The organism is uncultured Pseudosulfitobacter sp. (assembly GCF_963976325.1).
Classification (GTDB): domain Bacteria; phylum Pseudomonadota; class Alphaproteobacteria; order Rhodobacterales; family Rhodobacteraceae; genus Pseudosulfitobacter.
In genome coordinates, this window is record NZ_CAXBJW010000001.1 from 207,205 (window position 1) to 231,881 (window position 24,677).

The 24,677-nt window shown below is 62.2% G+C and carries 27 protein-coding genes; 17 read left to right on the forward strand and 10 right to left on the reverse strand.

What is annotated here, in order from left to right; all coding sequences use genetic code 11:
• Positions 1–37 precede the first annotated feature (37 nt).
• From AAC077_RS01015 to AAC077_RS01055, 9 genes are all read left to right on the forward strand, one after another.
• Entirely contained in the window at positions 38–2,029 is a 1,992-nt protein-coding gene (locus AAC077_RS01015) for a TonB-dependent receptor (RefSeq protein ID WP_339766021.1), read from the forward strand.
• 20 nt (positions 2,030–2,049) lie between these two features.
• Positions 2,050–2,490 carry a hypothetical protein gene (locus tag AAC077_RS01020; protein ID WP_339766023.1) on the forward strand — a complete coding sequence of 147 codons (441 nt, stop codon included), beginning with the start codon at positions 2,050–2,052 and terminating at the stop codon, positions 2,488–2,490.
• Between the two features lie 4 nt (positions 2,491–2,494).
• Positions 2,495–3,136: a MotA/TolQ/ExbB proton channel family protein gene (locus AAC077_RS01025; RefSeq protein ID WP_339766025.1), complete on the forward strand. Its 642-nt coding sequence runs from the start codon at positions 2,495–2,497 to the stop codon at positions 3,134–3,136.
• Entirely contained in the window at positions 3,126–3,512 is a 387-nt protein-coding gene (locus AAC077_RS01030) for a biopolymer transporter ExbD (protein ID WP_339766028.1), read from the forward strand. Before AAC077_RS01025 ends, AAC077_RS01030 begins: the two co-directional genes overlap by 11 nt.
• Positions 3,509–3,889, forward strand: coding sequence for a biopolymer transporter ExbD (locus tag AAC077_RS01035; RefSeq protein WP_339766030.1), 381 nt, complete (start codon positions 3,509–3,511; stop codon positions 3,887–3,889). Before AAC077_RS01030 ends, AAC077_RS01035 begins: the two co-directional genes overlap by 4 nt.
• Complete coding sequence (locus tag AAC077_RS01040) at positions 3,886–4,800, forward strand: TonB family protein (RefSeq protein WP_339766032.1); 915 nt, start codon at positions 3,886–3,888, stop codon at positions 4,798–4,800. The genes AAC077_RS01035 and AAC077_RS01040 overlap by 4 nt, the downstream gene beginning before the upstream one ends.
• A 72-nt stretch (positions 4,801–4,872) precedes the next feature.
• The gene (locus AAC077_RS01045; protein ID WP_339766034.1) at positions 4,873–5,643 is read left to right on the forward strand and encodes a cyclase family protein; all 771 of its coding nucleotides are present in this window, start codon (positions 4,873–4,875) and stop codon (positions 5,641–5,643) included.
• 247 nt (positions 5,644–5,890) lie between these two features.
• Positions 5,891–6,091, forward strand: a complete 201-nt coding sequence (locus AAC077_RS01050; protein ID WP_339766036.1) for a hemin uptake protein HemP — start codon at positions 5,891–5,893, stop codon at positions 6,089–6,091.
• On the forward strand, positions 6,088–6,567 hold the full coding sequence (locus tag AAC077_RS01055) for a hypothetical protein (RefSeq protein ID WP_339766038.1): 480 nt from the start codon (positions 6,088–6,090) through the stop codon (positions 6,565–6,567). The genes AAC077_RS01050 and AAC077_RS01055 overlap by 4 nt, the downstream gene beginning before the upstream one ends.
• Here AAC077_RS01055 and AAC077_RS01060 read toward each other — a convergent pair.
• The 8 genes from AAC077_RS01060 to AAC077_RS01095 all read right to left on the reverse strand — a co-directional run bounded on the left by AAC077_RS01060 (position 6,564) and on the right by AAC077_RS01095 (position 14,739).
• Positions 6,564–8,042: a mannitol dehydrogenase family protein gene (locus AAC077_RS01060; RefSeq protein WP_339766040.1), complete on the reverse strand. Its 1,479-nt coding sequence runs from the start codon at positions 8,040–8,042 to the stop codon at positions 6,564–6,566. The two genes, AAC077_RS01055 and AAC077_RS01060, sit on opposite strands and share 4 nt — an antisense overlap.
• Positions 8,030–8,803, reverse strand: a complete 774-nt coding sequence (locus AAC077_RS01065) for an L-iditol 2-dehydrogenase (RefSeq protein WP_339766041.1) — start codon at positions 8,801–8,803, stop codon at positions 8,030–8,032. Before AAC077_RS01065 ends, AAC077_RS01060 begins: the two co-directional genes overlap by 13 nt.
• Positions 8,800–9,804, reverse strand: coding sequence for an ABC transporter ATP-binding protein (locus AAC077_RS01070; RefSeq protein ID WP_339766043.1), 1,005 nt, complete (start codon positions 9,802–9,804; stop codon positions 8,800–8,802). The genes AAC077_RS01065 and AAC077_RS01070 overlap by 4 nt, the downstream gene beginning before the upstream one ends.
• A gap of 10 nt (positions 9,805–9,814) precedes the next feature.
• Positions 9,815–10,645, reverse strand: coding sequence for a carbohydrate ABC transporter permease (locus AAC077_RS01075; protein ID WP_339766045.1), 831 nt, complete (start codon positions 10,643–10,645; stop codon positions 9,815–9,817).
• An 8-nt stretch (positions 10,646–10,653) separates the two neighbouring features.
• Positions 10,654–11,520 carry a sugar ABC transporter permease gene (locus tag AAC077_RS01080; protein WP_339766047.1) on the reverse strand — a complete coding sequence of 289 codons (867 nt, stop codon included), beginning with the start codon at positions 11,518–11,520 and terminating at the stop codon, positions 10,654–10,656.
• 115 nt (positions 11,521–11,635) lie between these two features.
• Positions 11,636–12,955 (reverse strand): sugar ABC transporter substrate-binding protein, encoded by a 1,320-nt coding sequence (locus AAC077_RS01085; protein WP_339766049.1) that lies wholly within the window; start codon positions 12,953–12,955, stop codon positions 11,636–11,638.
• Positions 12,956–13,066: 111 nt separating this feature from the next.
• Positions 13,067–14,095, reverse strand: a complete 1,029-nt coding sequence (locus tag AAC077_RS01090) for a LacI family DNA-binding transcriptional regulator (protein WP_339766051.1) — start codon at positions 14,093–14,095, stop codon at positions 13,067–13,069.
• A gap of 179 nt (positions 14,096–14,274) precedes the next feature.
• Complete coding sequence (locus tag AAC077_RS01095) at positions 14,275–14,739, reverse strand: RidA family protein (protein ID WP_339766053.1); 465 nt, start codon at positions 14,737–14,739, stop codon at positions 14,275–14,277.
• An 18-nt stretch (positions 14,740–14,757) separates the two neighbouring features.
• Here AAC077_RS01095 and AAC077_RS01100 point away from each other — a divergent pair, with 18 nt between their 5' ends.
• The 4 genes from AAC077_RS01100 to AAC077_RS01115 all read left to right on the forward strand — a co-directional run bounded on the left by AAC077_RS01100 (position 14,758) and on the right by AAC077_RS01115 (position 18,160).
• Complete coding sequence (locus AAC077_RS01100; RefSeq protein WP_339766055.1) at positions 14,758–15,477, forward strand: WYL domain-containing protein; 720 nt, start codon at positions 14,758–14,760, stop codon at positions 15,475–15,477.
• Between the two features lie 250 nt (positions 15,478–15,727).
• Entirely contained in the window at positions 15,728–16,567 is an 840-nt protein-coding gene (locus AAC077_RS01105) for a crotonase/enoyl-CoA hydratase family protein (RefSeq protein ID WP_339766057.1), read from the forward strand.
• 4 nt (positions 16,568–16,571) lie between these two features.
• Positions 16,572–17,723 carry an iron-containing alcohol dehydrogenase gene (locus tag AAC077_RS01110; protein WP_339766059.1) on the forward strand — a complete coding sequence of 384 codons (1,152 nt, stop codon included), beginning with the start codon at positions 16,572–16,574 and terminating at the stop codon, positions 17,721–17,723.
• Positions 17,717–18,160 (forward strand): thioesterase family protein, encoded by a 444-nt coding sequence (locus AAC077_RS01115; protein ID WP_339766061.1) that lies wholly within the window; start codon positions 17,717–17,719, stop codon positions 18,158–18,160. The genes AAC077_RS01110 and AAC077_RS01115 overlap by 7 nt, the downstream gene beginning before the upstream one ends.
• A 52-nt stretch (positions 18,161–18,212) precedes the next feature.
• Here AAC077_RS01115 and AAC077_RS01120 read toward each other — a convergent pair whose 3' ends face one another.
• Positions 18,213–18,587 (reverse strand): hypothetical protein, encoded by a 375-nt coding sequence (locus tag AAC077_RS01120; RefSeq protein ID WP_339766063.1) that lies wholly within the window; start codon positions 18,585–18,587, stop codon positions 18,213–18,215.
• A 380-nt stretch (positions 18,588–18,967) separates the two neighbouring features.
• Positions 18,968–20,044, reverse strand: coding sequence for a ribosome small subunit-dependent GTPase A (gene rsgA, locus AAC077_RS01125; protein WP_339766065.1), 1,077 nt, complete (start codon positions 20,042–20,044; stop codon positions 18,968–18,970).
• A gap of 367 nt (positions 20,045–20,411) precedes the next feature.
• Here rsgA and AAC077_RS01130 point away from each other — a divergent pair, with 367 nt between their 5' ends.
• Genes AAC077_RS01130 through AAC077_RS01145 form a run of 4 tightly spaced genes read left to right on the forward strand, consistent with a single transcriptional unit; the run spans position 20,412 to position 24,664 of the window.
• Positions 20,412–22,703: a bifunctional salicylyl-CoA 5-hydroxylase/oxidoreductase gene (locus AAC077_RS01130; RefSeq protein ID WP_339766067.1), complete on the forward strand. Its 2,292-nt coding sequence runs from the start codon at positions 20,412–20,414 to the stop codon at positions 22,701–22,703.
• Positions 22,700–23,419 carry an SDR family NAD(P)-dependent oxidoreductase gene (locus AAC077_RS01135; RefSeq protein ID WP_339766069.1) on the forward strand — a complete coding sequence of 240 codons (720 nt, stop codon included), beginning with the start codon at positions 22,700–22,702 and terminating at the stop codon, positions 23,417–23,419. Before AAC077_RS01130 ends, AAC077_RS01135 begins: the two co-directional genes overlap by 4 nt.
• On the forward strand, positions 23,416–23,874 hold the full coding sequence (locus AAC077_RS01140; protein ID WP_339766071.1) for a MarR family transcriptional regulator: 459 nt from the start codon (positions 23,416–23,418) through the stop codon (positions 23,872–23,874). Before AAC077_RS01135 ends, AAC077_RS01140 begins: the two co-directional genes overlap by 4 nt.
• Complete coding sequence (locus tag AAC077_RS01145; protein WP_339766073.1) at positions 23,864–24,664, forward strand: enoyl-CoA hydratase family protein; 801 nt, start codon at positions 23,864–23,866, stop codon at positions 24,662–24,664. Before AAC077_RS01140 ends, AAC077_RS01145 begins: the two co-directional genes overlap by 11 nt.
• Positions 24,665–24,677 lie beyond the last annotated feature (13 nt).

A 24,677-nucleotide genomic window follows, 5' to 3' on the forward strand; every position in this document is an offset into this window, starting at 1 on the left:
CCAAGGCCACCGCCACGCACTGCGAAGGGACTCCCGCATGACATTCCGAACAACAAGGGCACGCTTGTGTGCCTCAACCGCTGCACTGGTCGCACTTGGCGCCGCTTCGGGCGCATTTGCTCAAGACGCCACCGAAGGCTACTTGGGTGAAATCGTACTGGGCGAAGGCAAGCGCGCGGTGCAGACAGACACTGCCATCCCCGTGACCATCGTCGACCAGGCCGAGATCGAGGACCGTCAGGCGGGCACCGTTGCCGAACTGATCGACACCGTGCCCGGCGTGACGCTGGTGAACGGCACCACGGCGGCCGGTTCGGGCATCAACATTCGCGGTTATGGTGCCAACAGCACCTATGGCACAGACGGCAAGGTTCTGGTGCAGATTGATGGCGCGACCAAGGGCAGCGAAGAATTGTACCGCATCGGCTCGCAGCTATACACCGACCCGTTCCTGTACCGCGAGATCGAAGTGCTGCGCGGCTCGGTGGGGTCGTTTGAATATGGCTCTGGCGTCTTTGGCGGTGTCGTGCGGCTGGAAACCATTGACGCCAGCGACATGACCAAGGGCGAACTGGGCTTTGTCGGGCGGCAAACGCTGGACTTTTCCACCAACGGCAACGGGCTGGCATCATCGACGACGCTGGCGTGGCAACCGGATGAGCAGTTCGAGGTGTTGTTCAACTACACCCGTCGCCAGCTGGGGGTGCGTACCGATGGCAACGGCGACCAGATCAACCCCGACGCGGGCGACATTGACGATCCTTCGGGCCTGCTGAAGGCGCGCTATACCTTTGGCGCGGGCAATGACCAGTTTGTCGAATTCAGCTATACCAAGACCCAGCAGGAACAGTTCGATGTGCCCTACGACCAGTTCGGCACGACGGCATTCGGCAACGTTGACCGTTACATCGAAAACGAAGTGGCCACCCTGCGCTACAACTACAATCCCGGCGATGTGGCGTGGCTGAATGTCACGGCTGAGTTGCTGTATTCGGACGAGCTGGTGGAAAGCGAAGCCATCGTTGGCCCCAACGCGCTGTTGGATGCGGACAACCGCTATCGTACCACGACATTCCGCGTGAAGAACGAGGCCTTGTTCAGCACCGGTGCCATAGACCACGAACTGCGCACGGGTATCGAGTTCATCCAGCGTGAACGCAGCGATGCGACAGCAGGGTCCGCCCCCGGTGGGACCAAGGATGCGCTGGCGTTCTACGCCGTGGATGAAATGCAGATCGGGGACCGTTGGACGATCACGCCTGCGCTGCGCTATGAAAACCAGACGATCACGCAGGACCCGATCAACGGCAATGCGGAATATGACAAGGACGCGCTGATGGGCGGCGTGTCGGCGCGCTATGCATTCGACAACGGCTGGGCCGTGTTCGGGTCGGCCTCGTATACCGAGAACCTGCCGATCATTGATGACATCGACACCGGCCTGATCACACAGTCGGAAAAGGGCCGCAGCTACGAAATTGGCGTGGCCTATGACGCGGTCGACGTTTTCCGCAGCGGCGACAGCCTTGCGTTCAAGGTCAACTATTACAACGACCATTTGACCGATCTGACCACTTATCAGGGACGTGGCCCCGGCACCACGGTCGAGGGACTGGACCGCGAAGGGGTCGAGCTTGAGGCCGCTTATGCCATGCAGAACGGCTATTATCTGGACGCCAACGCCCACATTTCCCAAGGCACTGCCACCTACGATGGCGGCGGGCAAGGCGACTGGGCGCAGAACCCGCAGGACAACCTGCGTCTGACGCTGGGCCGCAAGTTCAGTGACGAGCTTGACCTGAGTTGGGAAGTCGAAGCGGCCAAACGCTATGACGAAGGTGGCACCGTGTCACCCGGCTTTGGTGTGCACAACCTGCGCGCGACCTACGTGCCGCAGCATGGCGTGCTGGAAGGATCGACCATCCGCTTCGGTGTCGAGAACGTCTTTGACAAAAATTATCAGCCGCGCCTGTCCACCCGCAACGCGACGGGCCGGACGTTCAAGGTGACGCTGTCGACAACCTTCTAAGACAAAGCAAAGGAAACCCCATGCAGCCATATCGCCACATAGGCGCCTGTCTTGCCGTCGCTGTCGTGCTGTTTGGCACGGTGGCGCGGGCCGATGATGCGACACCGTCCAAGGGCGGTGTTGCATTGGAGCTGAACGCGGCGGATCTGGTGGGCGAAGCCTGCCGGATCACCTTTGTCGCCACCAACACCGGCACCGCGCCGATCGACCGCGCCGTCTACGAGACCGTGCTGTTCGGCGCGGACGGCGCGGTGATGATGTTGACGCTGTTCGACTTTGGCGCATTGCCCGCTGGCGTGCCGCGCGTGCGCCAGTTTCAGATTGCCGACACCGCCTGCGGGCGGATCGGATCGCTGCTGATCAACGGGGCAGGGACATGCACCGTGGACGACGCGGAGTCAGAGGCCTGCACCAAGGGGCTGGCGACCTCCAGCCGTCTGAACATCGCATTGCAAGGATAAGACCATGTTTGATCTGTCACGGCTTCAGGGCCTTTACGATCTGGGCGGCCCTGTGGTCGCTGTTCTGGTGGGGGTCTCGGTTCTGACGCTGGCCGTTATTCTGTACAAACTCTGGCAGTTTCGCGCCGCCCGCGTGGGCCAGCATACGGCGATGCGGCGCGCGCTGATGCATTGGGACGCCGGCGCGCGCGAGGCCGCTGCCCATGATCTGCAAAGTTCGCGCAGCTATCTGGCCCCCGTGGTCGTCCGCGCGATGAATGCCCCCGATGCCCCCGACCGCGCCGCGCGGCTGTATGCCGAGGCCGAAACGCAGTTTCTGGCATTGGAGCGCGGCTTTCGTCTGCTGGACAGCGTCGCACAACTGGCCCCGCTGATGGGTCTGTTCGGCACCGTTCTGGGCATGATCGAGGCGTTCCAGGCGCTGCAAAACGCAGGTTCCTCCGTGGACCCGTCGCTGCTGGCGGGGGGGATCTGGGTGGCGCTGCTGACCACGGCGGTCGGGCTGGCCGTGGCCATGCCCACGTCGATTGTCCTGTCGTGGTTCGAGGCGCGGATGACCTCCGAGCGTGTCTTTGCCGAACAGGCGCTGACCACCGTTCTGGCCCCGTCCAAGGGCGCGTTGCAGCAGGTGCGTGATGCCGCTTAGGGCCGTCAGACAGCGGCGCAAACTGTCGATGACCTCGCTGATCGACGTCATCTTTTTGCTGCTGCTGTTCTTCATGCTGTCCTCGACCTTTTCCAAATTCGCCGAGGTCGAAGTGCAGGCCGCCAGCGGTGGCAGGGCGGCGTCGGGGGATCAGGCGCTTGCGTTCCTGCGTGCGACTCCCCAGGGGCTGACCCTGAACGGGACCGCGCTGGGCGTCGATGATCTGCCCCAGCGTCTGCGCGATTTGCAGGCGGGCAAGCCGTTGGTGCTGCTGGTGAACCTGAATGCCCAGGTGGATGCGCAGGCGATGACCGATATTCTGGTTGCAGTGCGCGGCATTCCCGATCTGGCGGTCAGCGTGATGGGGGCGTCATGAGGGCACAGCGACAGAAATCCGAACGCGAGCCCACGATAGCGCTGATCAACATCGTCTTTTTGATGCTGGTGTTTTTCATGGTGGCGGGGACATTGGCGGCTCCGCTGGACCCTGAGTTGAAGCTGGTGAAAACCGCCGACCTGCAAGGCGAGGCGCCCGCCGATGCGCTGGTGATCGGGGCCGACGGCGCGCTGACCCACCGCGGCGCGCCGGTGAATGTGGCAGGCTTTATCGCCGCCGTGCCTGCCGCCGCCCAAACCGCGCGCATGATCCCCGACCGCGCCGCCCCCGCGCACAGCGTGATCGAGACCGCCCGCGCGCTGCGCGCCGCCGGGGCTGCACGGGTTGTGATCGTCACAGAGAAGGCATTGCAATGATCCGCAGGTCCTGGAAAATCGCGGCGTTGTTTCTGGGCTGTTCCGCCGCCGTCCATGCCGCGATGCTGGGCCTGACCCGTGCCGAGGAAACCGCACAGGTCGAAGGCGGCGCACCGGCCACGGTGGCGGAACTGGGCAACAGCTTTGCCGATATGGCCGCGGGTGTGATGACCGCTGATGCCGTCGAAACCGTCCAAGAGGTCACCGAACCGCCCGCACAACAGCCTGACACCGCGCAGGAAACACCACCCGAACCGGTCGAGATGGCGCGCGCCGAACCCGTCGAGGCGGCTCCTGCGGAAACACAGCCGTCCGTCATCGTGCCGATGGCACCCGTGCCGACCACTCCGCTGCAAGCTGAAGCCACGCCGCCCGAAGTCACCGCTGCGCTGACGCCCGATGTACAACAGGCCTTGCCCGAGGAAACCGCGACACAGGTCTCGCGCCGCCCCGCGCTGCGCCCCAAGTCGATCGAGGCACAGGCGCCCAAACCCGCACCGAAGCCGGCACGCAAACCGCAAAAGCCAAAGCCCCAACCCAAAGGCAACGCCAAGGCCAATGCCGCCGCCGGAGCCGCCGATGGTCAGGCGGGTGCCAAGGCCAAAGCCGCCGCCAGCCGTCAGGCCGCCGCCGCTGCCAAAGCGGCCAATGCCGCCGCCAGCAACTATCCCGGTCAGGTGATGGCACGCATCGCCCGCCTGCCGCGACCGCGCACCAGCAGCCGCGGATCGGCGACGATTGCATTTACCGTGGCCGGCAATGGTGGATTGTCGGGCGCGCGGATTGCCGCCAGCTCTGGCTCGGCACAACTGGATCAGGCCGCCCTTGAACTGGTCCGCCGCGCCAGCCCCTTTGCGCCGCCGCCCAAGGGCGCGCAACGCAGCTTTTCGATCCGTATCAAAGGACGCTGAACCTGTTGATTGCCCTGCTGGTCCGTTCGACGCACAGTGCGGGCAAAGGCAACACGCAAGAGGAGACCGCCCATGAGGATCGTCGATCTGTCAAACCCGCTGGAAAACACCCAATTCGCTGACCCGCCGGGGCTGGCCCCCAAGATTGACTACATGGGCCATGATCAGACCGCCGACCAGATGTTGCAGTTCTTCCCCGGCGTGACACGCGACCAGTTGCCCGGTGGCGAAGGCTGGGCGGTCGAGCAGGTGACCCTGTCGACCCACAACGGCACCCATCTGGACGCGCCCTATCATTATCATTCGACGATGGACGGCGGCAAACGCGCGATCACCATTGACGAGGTGCCGCTGGACTGGTGCTTCGGGCGCGGCGTGAAGCTGGACTTTCGCCATTTTGCGGACGGTCACGTGGTGACGGGCGATGAGATGGCGGCGGCGTTTGATGCCATCGGGCACGAACTGGCACCGGGAGACATCGTATTGGTCAACACCGCCGCGGGCGCGGCTTACGGCACACCGCAATATGTCGGCACCGGTTGTGGCATGGGGCATGACGCCACGGTTTATCTGACGGAACGCGGGGTGCGTGTCTGCGGGACCGACGCCTGGAGCTGGGACGCGCCGTTCATCCACACCGCAGCGCGTGTGGCCGAGACGGGCGACGCGGGGTTGATCTGGGAAGGGCACCGCGCGGGTATGGTGCGGGGCTATTGCCACATCGAGAAGCTGGCAAACCTAGATGCACTGCCTGCGACGGGGTTCGAGGTGGCCTGCTTTCCAGTCAAGATCAAGGACGCCAGCGCAGGCTGGTGCCGTCCGGTGGCAATGTTCCGCGAATAGCAATTCGCCACCTTAGAAACCCTGGAAATACCAACCTGGGATGCAATGTCGCAATGCCTGACGGAGGTCGGGCGTTGCCCTTTGTGGTGCGATTTGTGCAGTCCAAGGCAATCTCTGTGGTTGTTTTGATTTCCCCATTTGACAATTCCTATTAAATCACTCAGGTATTAGGGGAAAGGTCCAGCCACCCCGAGTCACGCATCGGGCCAGCCCGACGGTTGCAAGACAAAGGGACACAGCCATGCGTATGGACAAGATACAAACACCGCATCACTCTTCCGAAAAACAGACGCTTACCGTGGCCGCCAAGCCGACGCTTACCGACAAAACGCCCGTGCACGACGCGCGTGCCCTGACCGAAGGCAATGATCAGGCGCGGATCGTGCTGGACGGTCAGGTCTATACCCTGCGCATCACCCGCGCGGGCAAGCTGATCCTGACAAAATGAGCGGGTCTGCGAACGCGCGTGGCGGGGCTGCCGTCGGGCTGCTGACCGAACTGGACGGGGTCGAGGCCGCATCGGTCATCTACCTGCGCCTGTGGAGCGATGGGCCGGACGGGCAGGCGATGCTGTGGAGTGACCTGAGCCGTACTTTAGGCCGGGATCGTGGCAGGCGGACGTTGCAGGCATTTGAACAATTGTGCACTTTGTGCGCCCGTCACGGACGCCGTCCGCTGATGCGCCATGCGGTCGAATGCAAATGCCTGGGCGCGGACGAGGCGTGCTTTGCCAATTTCGTGGCCCTTGCCGCGACCGGCGCGCAGGAAGACGCGATGCTGATTGCAACGTTGCTGGTGCGCGCCGATGTGGCCCCGCAGATCACGTCGCTGGCCACGAACTTTGGACTGGGCCTGCAACAGATGCGCCCGGCCGCCCCCCGCGATCTGGACATGACCAGACCACAGGCGGCCACGCTGCATTAACCTTTGGCATAGGCGGTCAAGGCCGCCTGTGTCCCGTCGGACCAGATCATCGCCAGCCAGCGGCCAAAAGCCGTGGCAAAGGCCGGCGTGTCGGCCAGATCACCGTAATACTGACGTTGCGCAAGCCAGGCCGCCGGATCATCCCGCGCGGCCTTTGCGGCGGTTTGCAGGGCGGGCCAGTGCGGATCGTTGGGCGCAATCTCTGTGCCGTCCTCGCGGTTGCCTGCGCACATGCGCGCCCACAACGCTTCGGCCAGTGCCAGCCCTTCGACCGGCGTGCCCGCAGCCAATCCATCGCGCAGGATCGGCAGCACGAAACCGCTGTGCCGTGATGAGCCGTCAAAGGCCACGCGGCGCGTGGTGTCGACGATGGCGGTGTTGGCGAACCGTTCGGAAATCAGCGTAACGTAAGCCTCGGGCGTCATGCCGGGGACCGCGTGCACGTGGGGCGCGATTTCATCGCGTTCCACACGGGCAAAGAAACCTGCGATGGCAGGGTGGGCCATGCAGCCCGATATGGTTGGCACCGACAGGATTTCACCCGCGTTGGCCAGCAACTGGTGGCCTGCATTCAACATGCGGATTTTCATCGCCTCATAGGCGTGCACATCGTCGGTAAAGGTCGCACCCGCACGGTCCCAGTCGGGGCGACCGGCGCAGAAATCATCCTCGATCACCCATTGGCGAAAGTTCTCGTGGGTCACGGGGGCGGCGTCGTCGATGCCCATGTCGCGCACCAGCGCCAGTTCGGCAGGGCCAGTGGCAGGCACGATGCAATCCACCATCGCATTGGGAAAGCTGGCGTTGGCGTCGATCCAGTCGGCCAGCGCCGGATCGCTCAGCCGTGCCAGCGACACCACGGTTTGCCGCAGGATCGCGCCATTGCCTTGCAGGTTGTCACAGCATTGCCCCGTGAATGGCCCGTGACCGGCATCGCGCCGCTGCCGCAAGGCCGCAACCATCGCGCCAAAGGCGGTGCGCGGCGTGTCGGGGTGGGCGGCGTCGTGCTGCATGTCGGCGTGAGATGCGTCAAAGCCGCCCGTCGCCGGATCGACGTAATAGCCGCCCTCGGTCACGGTCAGCGCAACGATGCGGATCGCGGGGTCGGCCATCTGGGCGATCAGGGCGGCGTTGTCATCCTCGATGGGCAGATAGCCGATCATCGACCCCACGACCTCGGCGGACACGCCGGACGGGTCCAGTTCGATCAGCGTGGTCAGACAGTCCTGCGCCAGCAAGCGGTCGCGTTGGGGCGCATCGGCCTGGCGCACGCTGGCGCCGATAATGGCCCAGTCGTGGGCCAGCCCCGCCTGCATCAGGCGGTGCAGATACCACGATTGGTGGGCGCGGTGAAAATTGCCCAGACCGATGTGCACGATCCCCGCGGTCAGCTTTGTGCGGTCGTATGTGGGGACCGAAACTGCGCCCGGCAGATCGGCCAGCGTTGCGTCGCGCAACGGCGTCAGCTCATCCATTGGCCACCATCGACGTTATAGGTTTGCGCAAGAATATAATCGGCGTCGCCGCTGGCCAGAAACACGGCCATGCCGGTCAGGTCGGCGGCGGTGCCCATGCGGCCATGCGGCACGGCGGCGCCCACTTCGCGTTTCTTCTGACCCGGTGCCTTGCCTTCGTATTTGGCAAAGAACGCGTCGACCCCGTCCCAATGTTCGCCGTCCACCACACCCGGTGCGATGGCGTTGACGTTGATCCCGTGGTCGATCAGGTTCAGTGCCGCCGATTGGGTCAGGCTGATGATCGCGGCCTTGGTCGCGCAGTAGACGGCGACAAGCGGTTCGCCCCGGCGGCCCGCCTGACTGGCCATGTTGATGATCTTGCCACCGCCGCCGCGCGCAATCATGTGTTTGGCGACCGCTTGCAGGGTGAACAGGGTGCCCGCAACATTGATGTCAAAGGTACGGTCGAAATCGGCACGGGTGATTTCGGTGATGGGCGCGGCGCTGAAGATCGCCGCATTGTTGATCAGGATGTCGATCTGCCCCAACTGCGCCACGGTTTCGGCCACGGCGTTGTCGATGCTGGCCTGATCGGTCACGTCCATGTGCACGGCAATGGCGTTCGGGCCGATCTCGGCAGCCGCCGCGCGGGCGCGCGTGATGTCGATGTCAGCAATGGCCACCCGCGCGCCTTCGGCCACGTAGGCCTGGGCAAAGGCAAGGCCGATACCACGTGCAGCACCCGTGATCAGGGCACACTTTCCGGTCAGTCTGGTCATTGGATACGCAGGCCCTTGTCGTCAAAGCGGTGGATTTGGTCGGCGCGCGGGTTCAGGTGGATGGTGTCGCCGTGGCGCAGGTTCACCTCGCCCGCGACGCGCACGGTCAGCATGTCGGCCAATCCTGTGTCGTGGACGTGAAAGAACGTGTCAGACCCCAAATGTTCGGCCACACCGACACGGCCCTGCCAAAGCCCGTCTGTTTCGACCACGTCGATGTGTTCGGGGCGCACGCCGATGGTGTGGGCATCGTGTTTGGCGGCCTCGGGACCTTCGATCAGGTTCATCTTGGGCGATCCGATAAAGCCCGCGACAAAGATGTTGCGTGGCGTGCGATACAGGTCCAGCGGGCTGCCGACCTGTTCGATGTGGCCCGCACGCAGCACGACGATCTTGTCGGCCATGGTCATCGCCTCGACCTGATCGTGGGTGACATAGATCATCGTGGTTTCCAGCCGCTTGTGCAGCTCGGAAATCTCCAGCCGCATCCCCACCCGCAGGGCGGCATCAAGGTTCGACAACGGCTCGTCGAACAGGAAGGCGGACGGCTCGCGCACGATGGCGCGGCCAATGGCGACACGCTGGCGCTGGCCGCCCGACAACTGTCCGGGGCGGCGGTCCAGATAGTCGGTCAGGTTCAGCGCGGTGGCCGCCTGTTCGATCCGGCGGTCCTGTTCGGCCTTGTCGACGCCTGCCATGCGCATGGGAAAGGCAATGTTCTTGCGCACCGACATATGCGGATACAAAGCGTAGGACTGAAACACCATCGCCAGTCCCCGCTTGGCGGGCGAGATGGCAGTGGCATCCGCGCCGTCGATCAGAATGGTGCCCGAGGTGATGTCCTCAAGCCCCGCGATCAGGCGCAGCAGCGTGGACTTGCCACAGCCCGAGGGGCCGACAAAGACGGTGAATTCGCCGTCTTCGATGGTCAGGTCCAGCGGCGGAATGACCTGCACGTCGCCAAAGCTTTTGGTGACCTGTTGAAGCGTGATCTGTCCCATATTCTTATCCTTATTTCACAGCGCCAAAGGTCAGGCCGCGCACCAGTTGTTTCTGGCTGAACCAGCCCAGGATCAGGATCGGTGCGATGGCCATTGTCGAGGCGGCAGAGAGCTTGGCGTAAAACAGCCCTTCGGGGCTTGAGTAGCTGGCGATGAAGGCGGTGAGCGGCGCGGCCTTGGCGGCTGTCAGGTTCAGGGTCCAGAACGCCTCGTTCCAGGCCAGGATAATGTTCAGCAACACGGTCGATGCAATGCCGGGCACGGCCATCGGAGTGAGCACATAAAGGATTTCCTCTTTCAGCGACGCACCGTCCATCCGCGCGGCCTCGAGGATTTCGCCGGGAATCTCGCGGAAATAGGTGTACAGCATCCAGATGATGATCGGCAGGTTGATCAGCATCAGCACAACGGTCAGGCCGATGCGGCTGTCCAGAATGCCCATTTTGATGAAAATCAGATAGATCGGGTACAGCACGCCCACCGCTGGCAGCATCTTGGTCGACAGCATCCACAACAGGATGTCCTTGGTGCGGCGCGATGGGACAAACGCCATCGACCACGCCGCAGGCACCGCCACCAGAATGCCCAGAAAGGTCGAGCCGCCGGCGATGATGACCGAGTTCCACAAGAACCGCATGTAGTCCGAGCGTTCCTGCACCACGCGGTAGTTGTCCAGCGTCCAGTCAAAGAACAGGAACACCGGCGGATCGGCGATGGCTGTGGCTTCGGACTTGAAGCTGGTCAGGATCGTCCAAAGGATCGGGAAAAAGATCAGCAGACCGATGCCCCATGCGACGGCGGTGTTGATGATCTTGCGTTGGGTGGTGACGTTGCGTGCCATGGTCTACCTCATGCGTCCAGGTTTTTGCCGACGATGCGCATCAGGAAGATGGCGACGATGTTGGCCAAGATCACGGCAAAGATGCCGCCCGCCGAGCCCAGGCCGACGTTCTGGCTTTCCAGCACCCGCTGGTAGATCAGATAGGTCAGCGTCTTGGTGCCAAAGGACCCTTGGGTGGTCACAAAGATTTCGGCAAAGATCGACAGCAGGAAAATGGTCTGGATCAGCACCACGACCGTGATGGCCCGGCTCAGGTGGGGCAGGGTGATATAGCCGAACCGCGACAGGGGCGGGGCACCGTCCATCTCGGCGGCCTCAAGCTGTTCGCTGTCCAGCGATTGAATTGCGGTCAGCAGGATCAGCGTGGCAAAGGGCAGCCACTGCCATGCGACGATCATGACGATCGAGGTCATAGACGCCTGGCTGAGCCATTCGATGGGCGCTGCGCCAAAGAATTTCCACAGGTGGGCGAACAGCCCGTTCACGGGGTCCATGAACATGTTCTTCCACACCAGCGCCGACACGGTGGGCATGACAAAGAAGGGCGCGATCACAAGGATGCGCACGATGCCCTGACCCCACATCGGCTGATCCAGCAGAATCGCCAGCAGGATGCCAAAGACAACCGTGATCGCCAGCACACCGCCGACAATCACCAACGTTGCCAGCACCGAAGGCCAGAAAGCGGACGAGCTGAAGAAACGCACATAGTTGTCAAAGCCGACCCAGCCCAGATCACCGCCACGCAGGGGCAGGTATTTCTTGAACGAAAAATACAGGGTCATGCACAGCGGCACCAGCATCCAGCCCAAAAGCAGGATCACGGCAGGGGCCATCATCAGACGTGCGGCGGATCGGGAAGCTTTGGTGGCCATGAGGGGTCTCCTTGCCGGTGGCGTGCCTTGCGGGCGGTCACGCGGTGCGGGCGTTCAGAGGAAGCAGAAAGGTTCGGGGGGCAGGCGTGCCGCCCCCCAAGAGATGCTCGACGATTCAGTAGCCTGCGGCTTCCATCTCGTCCGTGGTCAACGCCTGCGCTTTTTCCAGCGCGTCTTCGGCGGATTGCTGACCTGCAAGGGCGGCCGAGAATTCCTGACCGACTTGTGTGGCGATGCCAGCAAATTCAGGGATCGCGACGAACTGGACGCCGGTATAGGGCACGGGGTCCACGCTTGGGTTGGTCGGATCAGCCGAGTTGATCGACTTCAATGTCATTTTGGCAAAAGGGGCCGCTGACGTATAGTCGGTGTTCTCGTACAGCGATGTGCGCGTGCCCGGAGGGACGTTTGCCCAACCTTCGTTCGCAGCAACCAATGCGGTGTATTCCTTGCTGGTGGCCCAGGCGACGAACTTCTTCGCGGCGTCTACCTTGTCCGAACCTGCGGGGATCGCCAGGGACCATGCCCACAGCCAGTTGCCGCGCTTGCCCAGACCCTTGTCGGGGGCCAGTGCAAAGCCGACCTTGTCGGCCACGGTCGAATCCTTGGGGTTGGTCACAAAGGACGCGGCCACGGTGGCGTCGATCCACATGCCGCATTTGCCCTGCTGGAACAGCGAGAGGTTTTCGTTGAACCCGTTGGTCGATGCACCCGGAGGGCCATAGTTGTTCATCAGGTCCAGATAGTCGGTCAGCGTGGCTTTCCATGCGTCGGTGTCGAACTGGGGTGTCCAGTCTTCGTCGAACCAGCGCGCGCCGTACGAGTTGGCCATGGCACTCAGGAACGCCATGTTCTCGCCCCAGCCGGCCTTGCCGCGCAGGCAGATGCCGTAAACTTCGGCGTCTTTGTCGGTCATCGCTTCGGCCGCGGCTTTGATGTCGTCCCATGTGGGCGCGTCGGGCATCTCCATGCCTGCGGCTTCCATCAGGTCCTTGCGGTACATCACCATCGAGCTTTCGCCATAGAACGGTGCGGCGTACAGTTCGCCGTCAACGGTCAGACCGCCGCGCATGGCGGGCAGGATGTCATCGGCGTCCCATTCGGCGGGCAGGTCGTTCAGCGACACCAGCCAGTCCTGCGCGCCCCAGATCGGAACCTCGTAGGTGCCGATTGTCATCACGTCGAACTGACCGCCCTTGGCGGCGATGTCTTGCGTGACGCGCTGGCGCAGCACGTTTTCTTCCAGTGTCACCCACTCAAGGGCGATGTCGGGGTTTTTCGAAGTGAAATCGTCGGTCAGGCCCTGCATTCGGACCATGTCGCCGTTGTTCACTGTTGCGATGGTAAGGGTTGTTGTGTGGCTTTCGGCGAAAGCGCCGGTCGCAGTGGCCAGCGCAAGCACGCTCGCCGCACAAAATGCGGTTCTTATGGTCATCCGGTTTCCTCCCTGGTGATTGGATGCTTGGCCCAGAGTGAACCAAAGAACTAAGCGCGGAGTCAATAAAAACTTTACGCGCGTAAATAAAAGTGAGAGAGCAACGGTGCCTTAGGCCGAGGCGCGCATGACCAGTTTTCCCTCAAAAAGTGTCTCGATACGCGGGCCTGCGGTGCGTCCGCCTTCGATCAGGTGAAACAGCGCCTCGACGCTGCGGTCCGATATTTTTTCGTAATCCTGGGCGATTGTGGTCAGGGGTGGGCACCCGAATCGCGAGAACGGATGGTCGTCGTGTCCTGCCACGCGCAAAACGCAATCGGCATCACGCCCCACCCGCAGACCACGTTCGTAACAGGCCGCCAGAAATCCGATGGCCAGCCGGTCGTTGCTGCACAGCACCGTATCCGAAGTCAAAAGCCCGCGATCAATCACGTCCAGACCGCCGCGATACCCGACCTCTTCAAACCCCCAGCCTTCGCCCGCGACACGGATCACCTGCGGGGCAAACCCGTTCGCCTCCATCGCCTGAATATAGCTGTTGCGCCGTTTGTTGGCGTTCGGGTTCACGGGCGGCATTTCGAAAAAGCAGGGCGGCTGGCCGGTGCGGCACAGGTATTCGACGCTTAACTTGACGAATTGCGTGTTGTCAGATCCGACGAACGCTTCGCCAACGCCTTCGATGTTGCTGTCGAACAGCACGGTCGGCACGTCATTGCAGAACTTTTCAACCGCCGCGCGGTCCGATGCGCGGCCCAATGGCGCCAGCAGCACACCCGCCGGTTTGAGCGAGCGCAGGCTGTCAAGAATTTCAACCTCAAGCGCGCTGTCACCATGGGCGCTGAACAGGGTGGGCCAGAACCCGGCCTGCATACAGCGCTGTTCGATGTTTCGCGCGATCTCGGCAAAGAACGGGTCAGCCAGATAGGGCACCACGATGCCGATGTTCTTGGTCAGGCGCCGGTTCTGGTTCACTGCAAAGATGTTCGGGCGATAGTCGTATTGCTCCAGCGCCTCTTCGATCCGGGCGCGGGTCTTGGGCCGCACGCTGGCGGGATCGTTAAAGTATTTCGACACCGTGGGGCGCGAAATGCCGCTGACGCGGGCGAACTGCTCCATATTGCGGATCTTGCTGTCGTCCATGCCGTGGTGTCCTTGAGCGAGGGCGCAACTGCCGGAAGTTATCGCGCGTAAAGCAGGGTTCTTTACACGAAACTTAACCGCGCAAGGACGGGCAGGGCAAGGGCAAGCCGGGACATGGCTGTTTTTGGTGCACTGCCAGTTGCACAGCGTCGCCCGCTTTCCAGGCGACGCCGATAATCTTAGGCTGCTGCCGTCGCTTCAATCTCGAACAGCAATCCGGGAATGGCCAGGCGCGTCACCCCCAACAGGGTCATTGGCGGGGCCACCTGATGGGGCCCGAAACGCATGCCCATCAAGTCGAAGTTTTTCAGGGCTTGGTCTACGTCTGTCGCATAAACCCCGAGCTTGATGACATTGCTCAGGTCCATCCCGGCACCTTTCAGCACCGCTTCGAGATTATCGAGTGCCAGTGTGATCTGTGCGCGCATGTCGTCGGGATGCTGCGGATTGCCTTGTGCATCCACCGCCGTCTGGCCTGCACAGATCACTTGGCGCGTCGCGCCTTGGATCACCTCGGCCTGATTGTAGCCCAGCTTGATCGACCAGTCCCAGGGGTTCACTGCTGTCCGTTCCATTTTGCAATTTCCTTGTTTTCCGTTGCTGAAATCAGCGTAGAACGAAATGGTGCCAAAATTTGTCACCATTCATGATAGGGTACGGATATGAGTGTAAGACTTAGACATGACGCCATCGTGCGTACCCTTCGCCGCAATGGAACATCCACAATAGACGCGTTGGCAGAAACCGTCGGCGCATCCCGCCGGACCGTTTTGCGCGACATCAGTGCCCTGCGGGACGAGGGCTATGTGATCCATTCCGACGTCGGGCGCGGCGGCGGCATCCAGCTTGACCCGCAATCCATGCAGACACAGGCCAAGTTGTCGGTGCCCGAAGTGTTCGCGTTGTTGATCAGCGTCGCGGCAATGCGGGCTGCGGGGAATTTGCCCTTTTCGGAACTTGCCGATGCGGGGCTGGCCAGGATCGAAAAGGCGCTCCCTTCGGACAAGGTGAAAGACCTGCGCGCTTTTTTGGGGTGTCTTCACATCGGTAGACTGTCGCCTATGCAGGACCTGTCTGACTTGGGAAAAATGGACACCGAACTTCTTCCGGCCTTTGAGGCGGCGTTTCTGGGCCGACAGTTCATCTGTTTCGACTATGGCGATGCAAAAGGGCGCAAGTCCCAGCGTCAGGTCGAGCCGCAAGCCATGCTGATTCTGCCGCCCATCTGGTACCTGGTCGGCTGGGACCCTGCGCGCGACGACTTTCGGCATTTCAGGATGGACAGGATCAGCAACCCTCAGGCGGTTGCAAACACCAGCTTTCGCCGTCGGCATGTGCCCTTCGAAGATGATGTTTGCCCCTACAGCGCATTGCATCCGTAACCTCGCAAGCGGGCATGCACGCGTTAGTGCAGCATCCGATACTTTGCGCGGCGCTTCCTTTCACCCTGATCTGCGCGACAGGTCCGGTTTCGCATTTCGGGTGAGTTGGGGCTGTCAGGATCGAAGTCGTCTGTCGTTGACGACCCTGACGCATGTATCGCAGCGTCACGGGATGTGCGGCGTGCGTGACCGTCTGGACTTAGCCCCCACGATCAAGGCACCATGCCCCCGCTGGCAGGAGGAGCTTTGCATGACCGATCCGATAACATCGACCTTTTTCGCCATTTCCGTGGCCGATGGCGTGGCCCATATCGAAATGGACAACGCCGCCAAGGCCAACAGCATGACGCCTGCGTTCTGGGATGACCTGCCGCGCATTGCGGCTGCGTTGGACGCTGATCCGGCCGTGCGCTGTGTGGTGATTTCGGGGCGGGGCAAGCATTTTACTGCTGGCATGGATCTGGCCGCCTTTCAGGGCATCATGGAACTGACCGGTCAGGAACCGGGCCGCGCGGCCTATGCGATGCGCAAGCTGGTGCTGAAGTTGCAGGCGTCGCTGAGCGCGCTGGAGGAGATGCGGGTGCCGGTGATTGCCGCGATCCACGGGGCCTGTCTGGGCGGTGGCATTGACCTGATCACCGCTTGCGATATTCGCCTGTGCACCGCCGACACCGCGTTCGGCATCGAAGAAATCAACATCGGCATGGCCGCCGACGTGGGCACGTTGCAACGTATGCCCAAACTGATGGCCCCCGGCGTGGTGCGCGAACTGGCCTACACCGGCCGGCGGTTTTCGGCAGACGAGGCCAAGGGTTGGGGCATCGTCAATGCCATTCACGCCGACCGGGATGCGGTGATCGCCGCCGCGTTGCAGATGGCGCAGGCCATTGCCGCCCGTTCGCCGCTGGCCATTGCAGGGATCAAACAGGCGGTGACCTATACGCGCGACCATTCCGTTGCTGACGGGCTGGACCAGATCGCCACATGGAACGCGGGCATGTTGCGCCCCGATGATTTGACCCGCGCCATGGGCGCCAAGATGAAACAACAGCAGGCCTTGTTCGATGACCTGCTGGCAGATGCAGGATAATCCAATGACACCTTTTACCTTCAACACCACACCCAGCATCCGCATGGGCGATGGCCTGCTGGACCAGTTGGGCGATATGGCCCGCGTGACCTGTGGCGACAGTGTTCTGCTGGTCACCGATCCGGGCATGATGGCCACGGGCATCGTCGACCGCGCGCTGGCGGCGCTTGAGGCGGCGGACATCACGGTAGAGGTTTTTTCGGACGTCAAAGCCGACCCGCCCGAGGCGGTGATCCTGCAAGCGGTCGAGGCGGCCAAGGGGATGGACGGTGTGATCGGTCTGGGCGGCGGGTCGTCGATCGACGTGGCCAAGCTGGCGGCCCTTCTGGCCTGTTCCGGCGAGACATTGGCCGATTGCTACGGTGTGGGCATGGCCAAGGGACCGCGCCTGCCGCTGATTGCGGTGCCGACGACATCCGGCACCGGATCAGAGGTGACGCCCATCAGCATCGTGACCACCGGAGCGTCGGAAAAGATGGGCGTCGTCAGCCCGCTGATCATCCCCGACGTGGCCTTGCTGGACCCCGAACTGACGCGCGATCTGCCCGCCCATGTGACCGCCGCCACCGGCATCGACGCGATGGTGCACGCCATCGAAAGCTATGCCAGTGCTTCGGCCAACAACAATCCCGTCAGCCGCGCGCTGGCGGTCGAGGCGCTGCGCCTGATGGGCGGTGCATTGGAACGCGCGGTGAACGCGCCGCACGACATGGCCGCACGTGGCGACATGCTGCTGGGCTCGCTTCTGGCGGGACAAGCCTTTGCCAACAGCCCGGTGGCGGCGGTGCACGCGCTGGCCTATCCGATTGGCGGGCATTTCAAAGTGCCGCACGGGCTGTCGAACGCGCTGGTGCTGCCCCATGTGCTGCGATTCAACGCGGTGACGGCTCCGACACCCTACGCGGAACTGGCAGGCATCGCCTTTCCCGAACTGGCGGGGTTGCAGGGGCAAGAGGCCGCGACCGCCTTTGCCGACGCGTTGCAAGACCTGTCCACCCGCTGCGGCCTGCAAAAGGGCCTGCGCGAGGTCGGCATCGGGCAGGACGACCTGCCCATGCTGGCGCGTGATGCGATGAACCAGACGCGCCTGCTGGTCAACAACCCGCGCGCCCTGGACGAGGCAGACGCGCAAGCCATCTACGAGGCCGCGTGGTGAGCCGTCCGAAACCCGGCACGCGGGCCGATTATACCGCGTTTTCCGTCATCACCACGCGCTGGCTGGACAATGATATGTACGGCCACATGAACAACGCGATGCACTATCAGTTGTTCGACACGGCGGTGAACGGCCACCTGATCGAACAGGGTGTGCTGGACCTGAAAACCAGCGAAACGGTGTTTCTGGTGGTCGAAACGGGCTGTGTCTATCACGGCGAGCTGGCGTTTCCCGACGTGATCCACGCAGGCATCCGCGTCGCGCGGCTGGGCGGGTCGTCGGTGCACTACGAGATTGGCCTGTTCCGCAACGACGACAACACCGCCGCCGCCGAAGGGCGGTTTGTGCATGTGAACGTGGACCGTGTGACCCGCAGGCCGGTGCCGATTGCGGATGGCGCGCGGGCGGTGCTTGCGGCGTTGATGACGGCGGGGTGAGTGTTTGTGGTGGTTTCTTGGCCTGGCCGGGGATTTTGCGGCTGGGGACCAATCAGTCGTTCTTTTTCACTTCTTTAACAAAATAGTCACGATTTTCCCCAGCAATCATCAGTGTCTTTCCTAGTGGGATTTGCGCGGCCCTTGCGCGGTTGTAGATTCCTATTGGATCACTGGTTTCAGAATTAGCATTCAACGCATCACGAGCTTGTTCCCTACGATGCTCTTCGCGCATGTCGATTACCTGAATAGGGTCATAGTAATGCTTTGCGTTTGATCGAAGGCAAGAATTTACAACAGCGTTATCATCTAAGTCCTGGCAGACAAGCCTCTCTAGCAGCAGATGCAGATTGACACTTTTGGGAACGTGCAGTTGCTTCACAATTTTGCCGTCACTCCCATACTGGATGATCAGATACTCTGTCTTCATAGCCCTCATTTTCTCCTTGGCGTTAGACCTGCCGATAATCGGGCATGCGGTCATAGCGGACTTTCATGGGTAACGGAGAATCGATCAATTGGGTTTTAGCCAGACCTTTAGAGACAAAGCATCAAGCAGTTTCCAAACTTACCAAAGCCCGGAACAAGGCACGCAGTGCCTCCGGGCAGCGCCCGACCGCCCGATGGGCGGGCGCTTCTTAGCTGTTTTGCATCTCTGACACCCCACGCCAAAGATCAAAATAAATTGGCATCCACAAGCGTTTCGATGCCCACCCGCGGCCGGGCGCTGCCCTTAGGTTGGTTTGCTGCGAAAGGGTTGCCTTTGACTGCCTGCTACAGCGCCAGCCAAAGACATCTCATGTCACCCCTTCAGCGTTTTTTCTTCTGTTGCACCGTCTTGATCTTCTTGTGAAACGACTTCTCATGCGCCTTGCGCTGGGCCAGCGTCGAGGTGTTGAACCGTTCCTCGGCCGCCAGCTTGCGCCAACGGGCCAGACGGGCCGCGTCGATCTCGCCTGCCTCCAGCGCCTGACGCACGGCACAGCCCGGTTCTGTCTCGTGCGCACAATCGTTGAACCGGCACTGGCCTGCCAGCGTCACCAGATCGTCAAAAACCTCGGCAATGCCGTCCTCGACATCGGTCAGTTGCAGCTCGCGCATGCCCGGTGTGTCCAGCACCGCGCAGCCATCTGCGGTAAAGTGCAACTGGCGGTGCGTGGTGGTGTGGCGTCCGCGATTGTCGTCTTCGCGCACAGCCCCGGTGTCGGCCACAGTGCTGGCAAACAGCGCGTTGACCAACGTGGATTTGCCGACGCCCGAAGATCCCAGAAAGGCCACCGTCTGCCCCGGGGTGCACCAGCCTGACAGCTTGGCCGCAGGTTCGGCGCTTTTGGCATTCAGCGCCTCGACCACCACGCGGTTGGAAATCGCGCGTGCGTCGTCCAGATAGGGGGCGGTGTCGTCGCACAGATCGGCCTTGGTCAGCAGGATCACCGGAGTCACCTGTGCCTCGAAGGCCAGCGCCACGAACCGTTCCAGCCGCGCCACGTTGAAATCGCGGTTGCACGAAGTGACGATAAACACCGTGTCGACATTGGCCGCGATCATCTGGCGTTTGCGGTCATGCCCCGCCGCGCGGCGCTCGAACAGGCTGATGCGGTCCAGCAGGATGCTGTTGGCGGGGTTGATCTGGTCCAGCAGGAACCAGTCACCCACCGTCGCCTCGGGCCCCGGCGGGATGGTGGTGTCGATGCCGTCGCCCAGCACCCGCAGGCCCGACCGGTGCACTTCGGTCACGCGCACGGGCGGGGTGGTGGCAAGGGTGTCGATGTCGGTCTGCTGGCTGAAGAACGGCTTCCAGCCCAGCAACTCAAGCGGGGTCGGGGTGCGCTTGGGCAGGGGGGACGCACCTGCGGAAAGCAGGAATTTGGAATAGTCTCGTGTCATCGAAATGAACTCTCATGTTCAGGGGTGGGGCGTGGCCCGCACTGATAAAATGTCGTGTGACGAGAGTGCAGAAAGACAGCGCCCGACGACGCTGTGGTCGGGCTGGTGTGTCGTCCGGTTCTGCATCGGGAGGGCGCGTTGCCTCCCCACTTTAACAGGTCATACCCTCTCCATGAGCGTTTCGGATTGATAGGCTGCCCACCGTAGATCGGCAAGGTTTTTCGAATGCGGCAAAGTCAGGGAGGTGCGCAGAAGTGAGGCACGTTTCGACTCATTCCGATCTGATAGTTTATGCATAAAATATTTTATCTTGAAATAAAAAGGAATCACTCCTAGCTTCGGTCTTGCTTGGATGAGGGAGACGATGATGCGTGCTGTATGTTTGGGCGGCGGGCCTGCGGGCCTCTATTTCGCGATCTCGCTAAAGTTGCGCGATCCGTCGGCACAGGTCACCGTAATCGAGCGGAACAAACCTGATGACACCTTTGGCTGGGGCGTGGTGTTGTCCGACGAAACACTGGGCAATCTGGCGGCAAACGATCCTGTCAGCGCCGAAACCATTCGCCAGCATTTCGCCTATTGGGACGACATTGCGCTGCTCCACAAGGGGCAGCGGGTCGTCAGCACCGGTCACGGGTTCTGTGGGATCGGGCGTAGGGCGCTGCTCAGCCTGCTGCAAGCACGTGCCCGCGAGCTGGGTGTCGATCTGCAATTCGAAACCGAGGTCGGCAGTGCCAGCGCGTATATGGACGACTACGATCTGGTTGTCGCCTGTGACGGGCTGAATTCCAAGACGCGGCTTGAATTTCAGGACACGTTCAAGCCCGACATCGACGTGCGCCGCTGTCCTTTTGTCTGGCTGGGAACGCATCAGAAATTTGACGACGCTTTCACCTTTATCTTCGAGCAGACAGAACACGGTTGGATCTGGGCGCACGCCTATCAGTTCGACGCGGACACGGCGACCTTTATCGTGGAATGTTCGCAGGCGACCTATGACGCCTTTGGCTTTGAAACGATGAGCAAGGAAGACAGCATCGCCACCTGCGAGCGCATCTTTGCGGCGCATCTGGGGGGCCACGCGCTGATGTCGAATGCCAACCACGTGCGTGGATCGGCATGGATCAAATTCCCGCGTGTGCTGTGCGAAACATGGCACCACAAGAATGTCGTGCTGCTGGGCGATGCGTCGGCTACCGCGCATTTCTCGATCGGGTCGGGGACCAAGCTGGCGCTGGAATCAGCGGCCAAGCTGGCCGAGGCGGTGGTGAACGAGCCTGACCTGGGCAAGGCCTTTGTCGACTACGAAGCCGCCCGCCGTCTGGAGGTGTTGCGTCTGCAATCGGCGGCGCGCAACTCGCTGGAATGGTTCGAGGATGTCGAACGTTATCTGGACATGGACCCGGTGCAGTTCAACTATTCGATGCTGACGCGGTCGCAGCGGATCAGCCACGAAAACCTGCGCGAACGCGATCCGAAATGGCTGGCCGATGCTGAAAACTGGTTCATGGCGCAAGCAGGCGCAGGCGCAAACGACGCGCCCCGTGCGCCGATGTTCGCGCCGCTGAAACTGCGTGATCTGACGTTGAACAATCGTATCGTGGTGTCGCCCATGGCGCAGTACAAGGCGGTGAACGGTTGCCCGACCGACTGGCACCTGATCCATTACGGCGAACGGGCCAAGGGCGGTGCGGGGCTGGTTTATACCGAGATGACGTGCGTGTCGGCAGATGGGCGGATCACGCCGGGCTGTCCGGGTCTGTACGCGCCCGAACACGAGGCCGCATGGAAGCGGCTGGTGGATTTCGTCCACACCGAGACCGACGCCGCCATCTGTTGCCAGATCGGCCACGCGGGCCGCAAAGGGTCGACGCAAGTGGGCTGGGAGACGATGGACGCGCCGCTGCCTTCGGGCAATTGGCCGCTGATCTCGGCCAGCGCTGTGCCGTGGTCCGATGGCAATGACACGCCCCGTGCCATGACCCGCGAGGATATGGATACCGTGACGGCAGAATTCGTCAGGGCCACGGAAATGGCCGAACGCGCGGGCTTTGACATGATCGAACTGCACGCGGCGCACGGCTATCTGATCTCATCCTTCATCTCGCCGCTGTCGAACCAGCGCGACGATGACTACGGCGGTTCGCTGGAAAACCGGCTGCGCTATCCGTTGGAAGTGTTCACTGCCATGCGCGCCGTCTGGCCCACCGGCAAACCGATGGCCGTGCGGATTTCGTCGACCGACTGGCACGACATGGGCGTGACCCCTGAACAGGCCGTCGACATCGCCCGTGCCTTTACCCAAGCCGGGGCCGACATCATCGACGTCAGCGCAGGTCAGACCAGCACCGAAGGTCGCCCCGTCTATGGCCGCATGTTCCAGACGCCGATGTCGGACCGCATTCGCAACGATGCCGGTGTGAAAACCATGGCCGTGGGCAATATTTTCGAGGCCGATCACGTCAATTCGATCCTGATGGCAGGGCGTGCCGATCTGGTCTGCCTTGCGCGGCCGCATCTGGCCGATCCCTATTGGACCCTGCGCGAAGGCGCGCGGATCGGTGACAGGCAGGCCATCTGGCCAAAGCCCTACGGGCCGGGCCGCGATCAGCTTTGGCGGCTGGCGGATCGTGCCGCAGAGACAGAGGAACGGGTATGAGACAGGTATTGATCACAGGCGGCGGCTCGGGCATCGGGCGCGGAATTGCACAGGCCATGGCCGACGCGGGCGATGCGGTGACCATCGCGGGGCGCCGGATGGATGCGCTGCAAGAGACTGATGGCGGACGGGGCATGACCTGCCTGACCTGCGATGTGACAGACGAAGCATCGGTAGAGGCCCTGTTTTCCAAACCCTATGATGTGGTGATCGCCAACGCAGGCGCGGGCAAGTCGATGAAACTGCGCGACATGCCGCTGGATGTGTTCAAGGGCACGGTTGACGTGAACCTGACCGGCACGTTTCTGACCTTCCGCGCAGCCTTGCAAACGATGACACGCGGCGGGCGGCTGATTGCCATCGCCTCGACCGCCGGATTGCAGGGCGGGCCGAATATTTCGGCCTATGTCGCGGCGAAACACGGGGTGATCGGGCTGGTGCGTGCGCTGGCGACCGAGGTTGCGCGCGACGGCATCACCTGCAACGCGGTATGTCCCGGTTTTGTCGATACGCCGATGGGCCAGGCCGCCGTCGAAGGCGTCGCCGCGCGGTTCAAGATCAGCGACGAGGAAGCCACGGCGCGCATCACCTCGGGGAACCCCATGCGCCGGATGATCACGGTGGATGAAGTTGTGGCGGCGGTTACTTTCCTTGCCTCGGACGGGGCGTCGATGGTCAACGGGCACACCCTGTCCGTCTCGGGCGGCGAGATATGACCAATTCAAAAGACCGCCTGCGCCTATGGTTGCGCTTGTTGAAGATCACACGCGGTATCGAATCCCGCCTGCGCGACGCGTTGCGCCGCGAGTTTGACACCACGCTGCCCCGCTTTGACATGATGGCGGCCCTGTCGCGCCACCCCGAGGGGTTGAAGATGAGCGCGCTGTCCGGCGTGTTGCGTGTCTCAAACGGCAACGTGACCGGGATCGTGGACCGATTGTCGGCCGAAGGTCTGACCGAACGGATGCCGGTTCCGGGGGACCGCCGCGCGATGATGGTCCGGCTGACCACAGACGGTCAGGCCGAGTTCGCGCGTCAGGCCGAAGCCCACGAGGGATGGGTCGACGAATTGCTGGGTGATTTCACCGCAGACGAGGCCCGCACATTGGCCACACGGTTGATGCAACTGGCCGAAAAACAAGACAAAAAGGAGATGACCAATGCGCTCTGACGTAACCCATTTCGAATGCGAGATCGCCGACGGCATCGCCACCGTCCGGCTGAGCCGCCCGGACCGCAAGAACCCGCTGACCTTTGACAGCTACGCCGAGCTGCGCGACTGGTTTCGTGATCTGCACTATGCAGACGACGTACACGCGGTGGTGTTTGCATCGAACGGCGGCAACTTTAGCTCTGGCGGGGATGTGCATGATATTATTGGCCCTTTGACCAATATGAACATGAAGGAACTGCTGCGGTTCACGCGCATGACCGGCGATCTGGTCAAGGCGATCCTGGGCTGCGGCAAGCCGGTGATCGCGGCCATCGACGGCATATGTGTGGGCGCCGGTGCGATCATCGCGATGGCGTCGGACCTGCGGATCGGCACGCCCGAGGCCAAGACGGCATTCCTGTTCACCCGTGTCGGTCTGGCCGGATGCGACATGGGGGCCTGTGCGATGCTGCCCCGTATCATCGGTCAGGGGCGTGCGGCGGAGCTGCTGTACACCGGCCGGTCGATGAGCGCGGCCGAGGGTGAAAAATGGGGATTTTTCAACCGCCTCGTCGATGCTGATGCGCTGGAGGCAGAGGCCCGCGCGTTGGCGGTGCAGATCGCGGCGGGCCCGAATTTTGCCCATATGATGACCAAAACCATGCTGGCGCAGGAATGGTCGATGTCGCTGGACCAGGCGATCGAGGCCGAAGCGCAGGCACAGGCGATTTGCATGCAGACCGCGGATTTTGAACGCGCTTACCGCGCCTTTGTCGCCAAGGACCGCCCCGTCTTCGAGGGAGACTGAGGGTGGGAGCCTC

Excerpts from the sequence above, each read along its gene's own strand:
- AAC077_RS01015 (WP_339766021.1), top strand. The coding sequence starts at position 38 with ATGACATTCCGAACAACAAGGGCACGCTTGTGTGCCTCAACCGCTGCA.
- AAC077_RS01020 (WP_339766023.1), top strand. The coding sequence starts at position 2,050 with ATGCAGCCATATCGCCACATAGGCGCCTGTCTTGCCGTCGCTGTCGTG.
- AAC077_RS01025 (WP_339766025.1), top strand. The coding sequence starts at position 2,495 with ATGTTTGATCTGTCACGGCTTCAGGGCCTTTACGATCTGGGCGGCCCT.
- AAC077_RS01030 (WP_339766028.1), top strand. The coding sequence starts at position 3,126 with ATGCCGCTTAGGGCCGTCAGACAGCGGCGCAAACTGTCGATGACCTCG.
- AAC077_RS01035 (WP_339766030.1), top strand. The coding sequence starts at position 3,509 with ATGAGGGCACAGCGACAGAAATCCGAACGCGAGCCCACGATAGCGCTG.
- AAC077_RS01040 (WP_339766032.1), top strand. The coding sequence starts at position 3,886 with ATGATCCGCAGGTCCTGGAAAATCGCGGCGTTGTTTCTGGGCTGTTCC.
- AAC077_RS01045 (WP_339766034.1), top strand. The coding sequence starts at position 4,873 with ATGAGGATCGTCGATCTGTCAAACCCGCTGGAAAACACCCAATTCGCT.
- AAC077_RS01050 (WP_339766036.1), top strand. The coding sequence starts at position 5,891 with ATGGACAAGATACAAACACCGCATCACTCTTCCGAAAAACAGACGCTT.
- AAC077_RS01055 (WP_339766038.1), top strand. The coding sequence starts at position 6,088 with ATGAGCGGGTCTGCGAACGCGCGTGGCGGGGCTGCCGTCGGGCTGCTG.
- AAC077_RS01060 (WP_339766040.1), bottom strand. The coding sequence starts at position 8,042 with ATGGATGAGCTGACGCCGTTGCGCGACGCAACGCTGGCCGATCTGCCG.
- AAC077_RS01065 (WP_339766041.1), bottom strand. The coding sequence starts at position 8,803 with ATGACCAGACTGACCGGAAAGTGTGCCCTGATCACGGGTGCTGCACGT.
- AAC077_RS01070 (WP_339766043.1), bottom strand. The coding sequence starts at position 9,804 with ATGGGACAGATCACGCTTCAACAGGTCACCAAAAGCTTTGGCGACGTG.
- AAC077_RS01075 (WP_339766045.1), bottom strand. The coding sequence starts at position 10,645 with ATGGCACGCAACGTCACCACCCAACGCAAGATCATCAACACCGCCGTC.
- AAC077_RS01080 (WP_339766047.1), bottom strand. The coding sequence starts at position 11,520 with ATGGCCACCAAAGCTTCCCGATCCGCCGCACGTCTGATGATGGCCCCT.
- AAC077_RS01085 (WP_339766049.1), bottom strand. The coding sequence starts at position 12,955 with ATGACCATAAGAACCGCATTTTGTGCGGCGAGCGTGCTTGCGCTGGCC.
- AAC077_RS01090 (WP_339766051.1), bottom strand. The coding sequence starts at position 14,095 with ATGGACGACAGCAAGATCCGCAATATGGAGCAGTTCGCCCGCGTCAGC.
- AAC077_RS01095 (WP_339766053.1), bottom strand. The coding sequence starts at position 14,739 with ATGGTGACAAATTTTGGCACCATTTCGTTCTACGCTGATTTCAGCAAC.
- AAC077_RS01100 (WP_339766055.1), top strand. The coding sequence starts at position 14,758 with ATGAGTGTAAGACTTAGACATGACGCCATCGTGCGTACCCTTCGCCGC.
- AAC077_RS01105 (WP_339766057.1), top strand. The coding sequence starts at position 15,728 with ATGACCGATCCGATAACATCGACCTTTTTCGCCATTTCCGTGGCCGAT.
- AAC077_RS01110 (WP_339766059.1), top strand. The coding sequence starts at position 16,572 with ATGACACCTTTTACCTTCAACACCACACCCAGCATCCGCATGGGCGAT.
- AAC077_RS01120 (WP_339766063.1), bottom strand. The coding sequence starts at position 18,587 with ATGAAGACAGAGTATCTGATCATCCAGTATGGGAGTGACGGCAAAATT.
- rsgA (WP_339766065.1), bottom strand. The coding sequence starts at position 20,044 with ATGACACGAGACTATTCCAAATTCCTGCTTTCCGCAGGTGCGTCCCCC.
- AAC077_RS01130 (WP_339766067.1), top strand. The coding sequence starts at position 20,412 with ATGCGTGCTGTATGTTTGGGCGGCGGGCCTGCGGGCCTCTATTTCGCG.
- AAC077_RS01135 (WP_339766069.1), top strand. The coding sequence starts at position 22,700 with ATGAGACAGGTATTGATCACAGGCGGCGGCTCGGGCATCGGGCGCGGA.
- AAC077_RS01140 (WP_339766071.1), top strand. The coding sequence starts at position 23,416 with ATGACCAATTCAAAAGACCGCCTGCGCCTATGGTTGCGCTTGTTGAAG.
- AAC077_RS01145 (WP_339766073.1), top strand. The coding sequence starts at position 23,864 with ATGCGCTCTGACGTAACCCATTTCGAATGCGAGATCGCCGACGGCATC.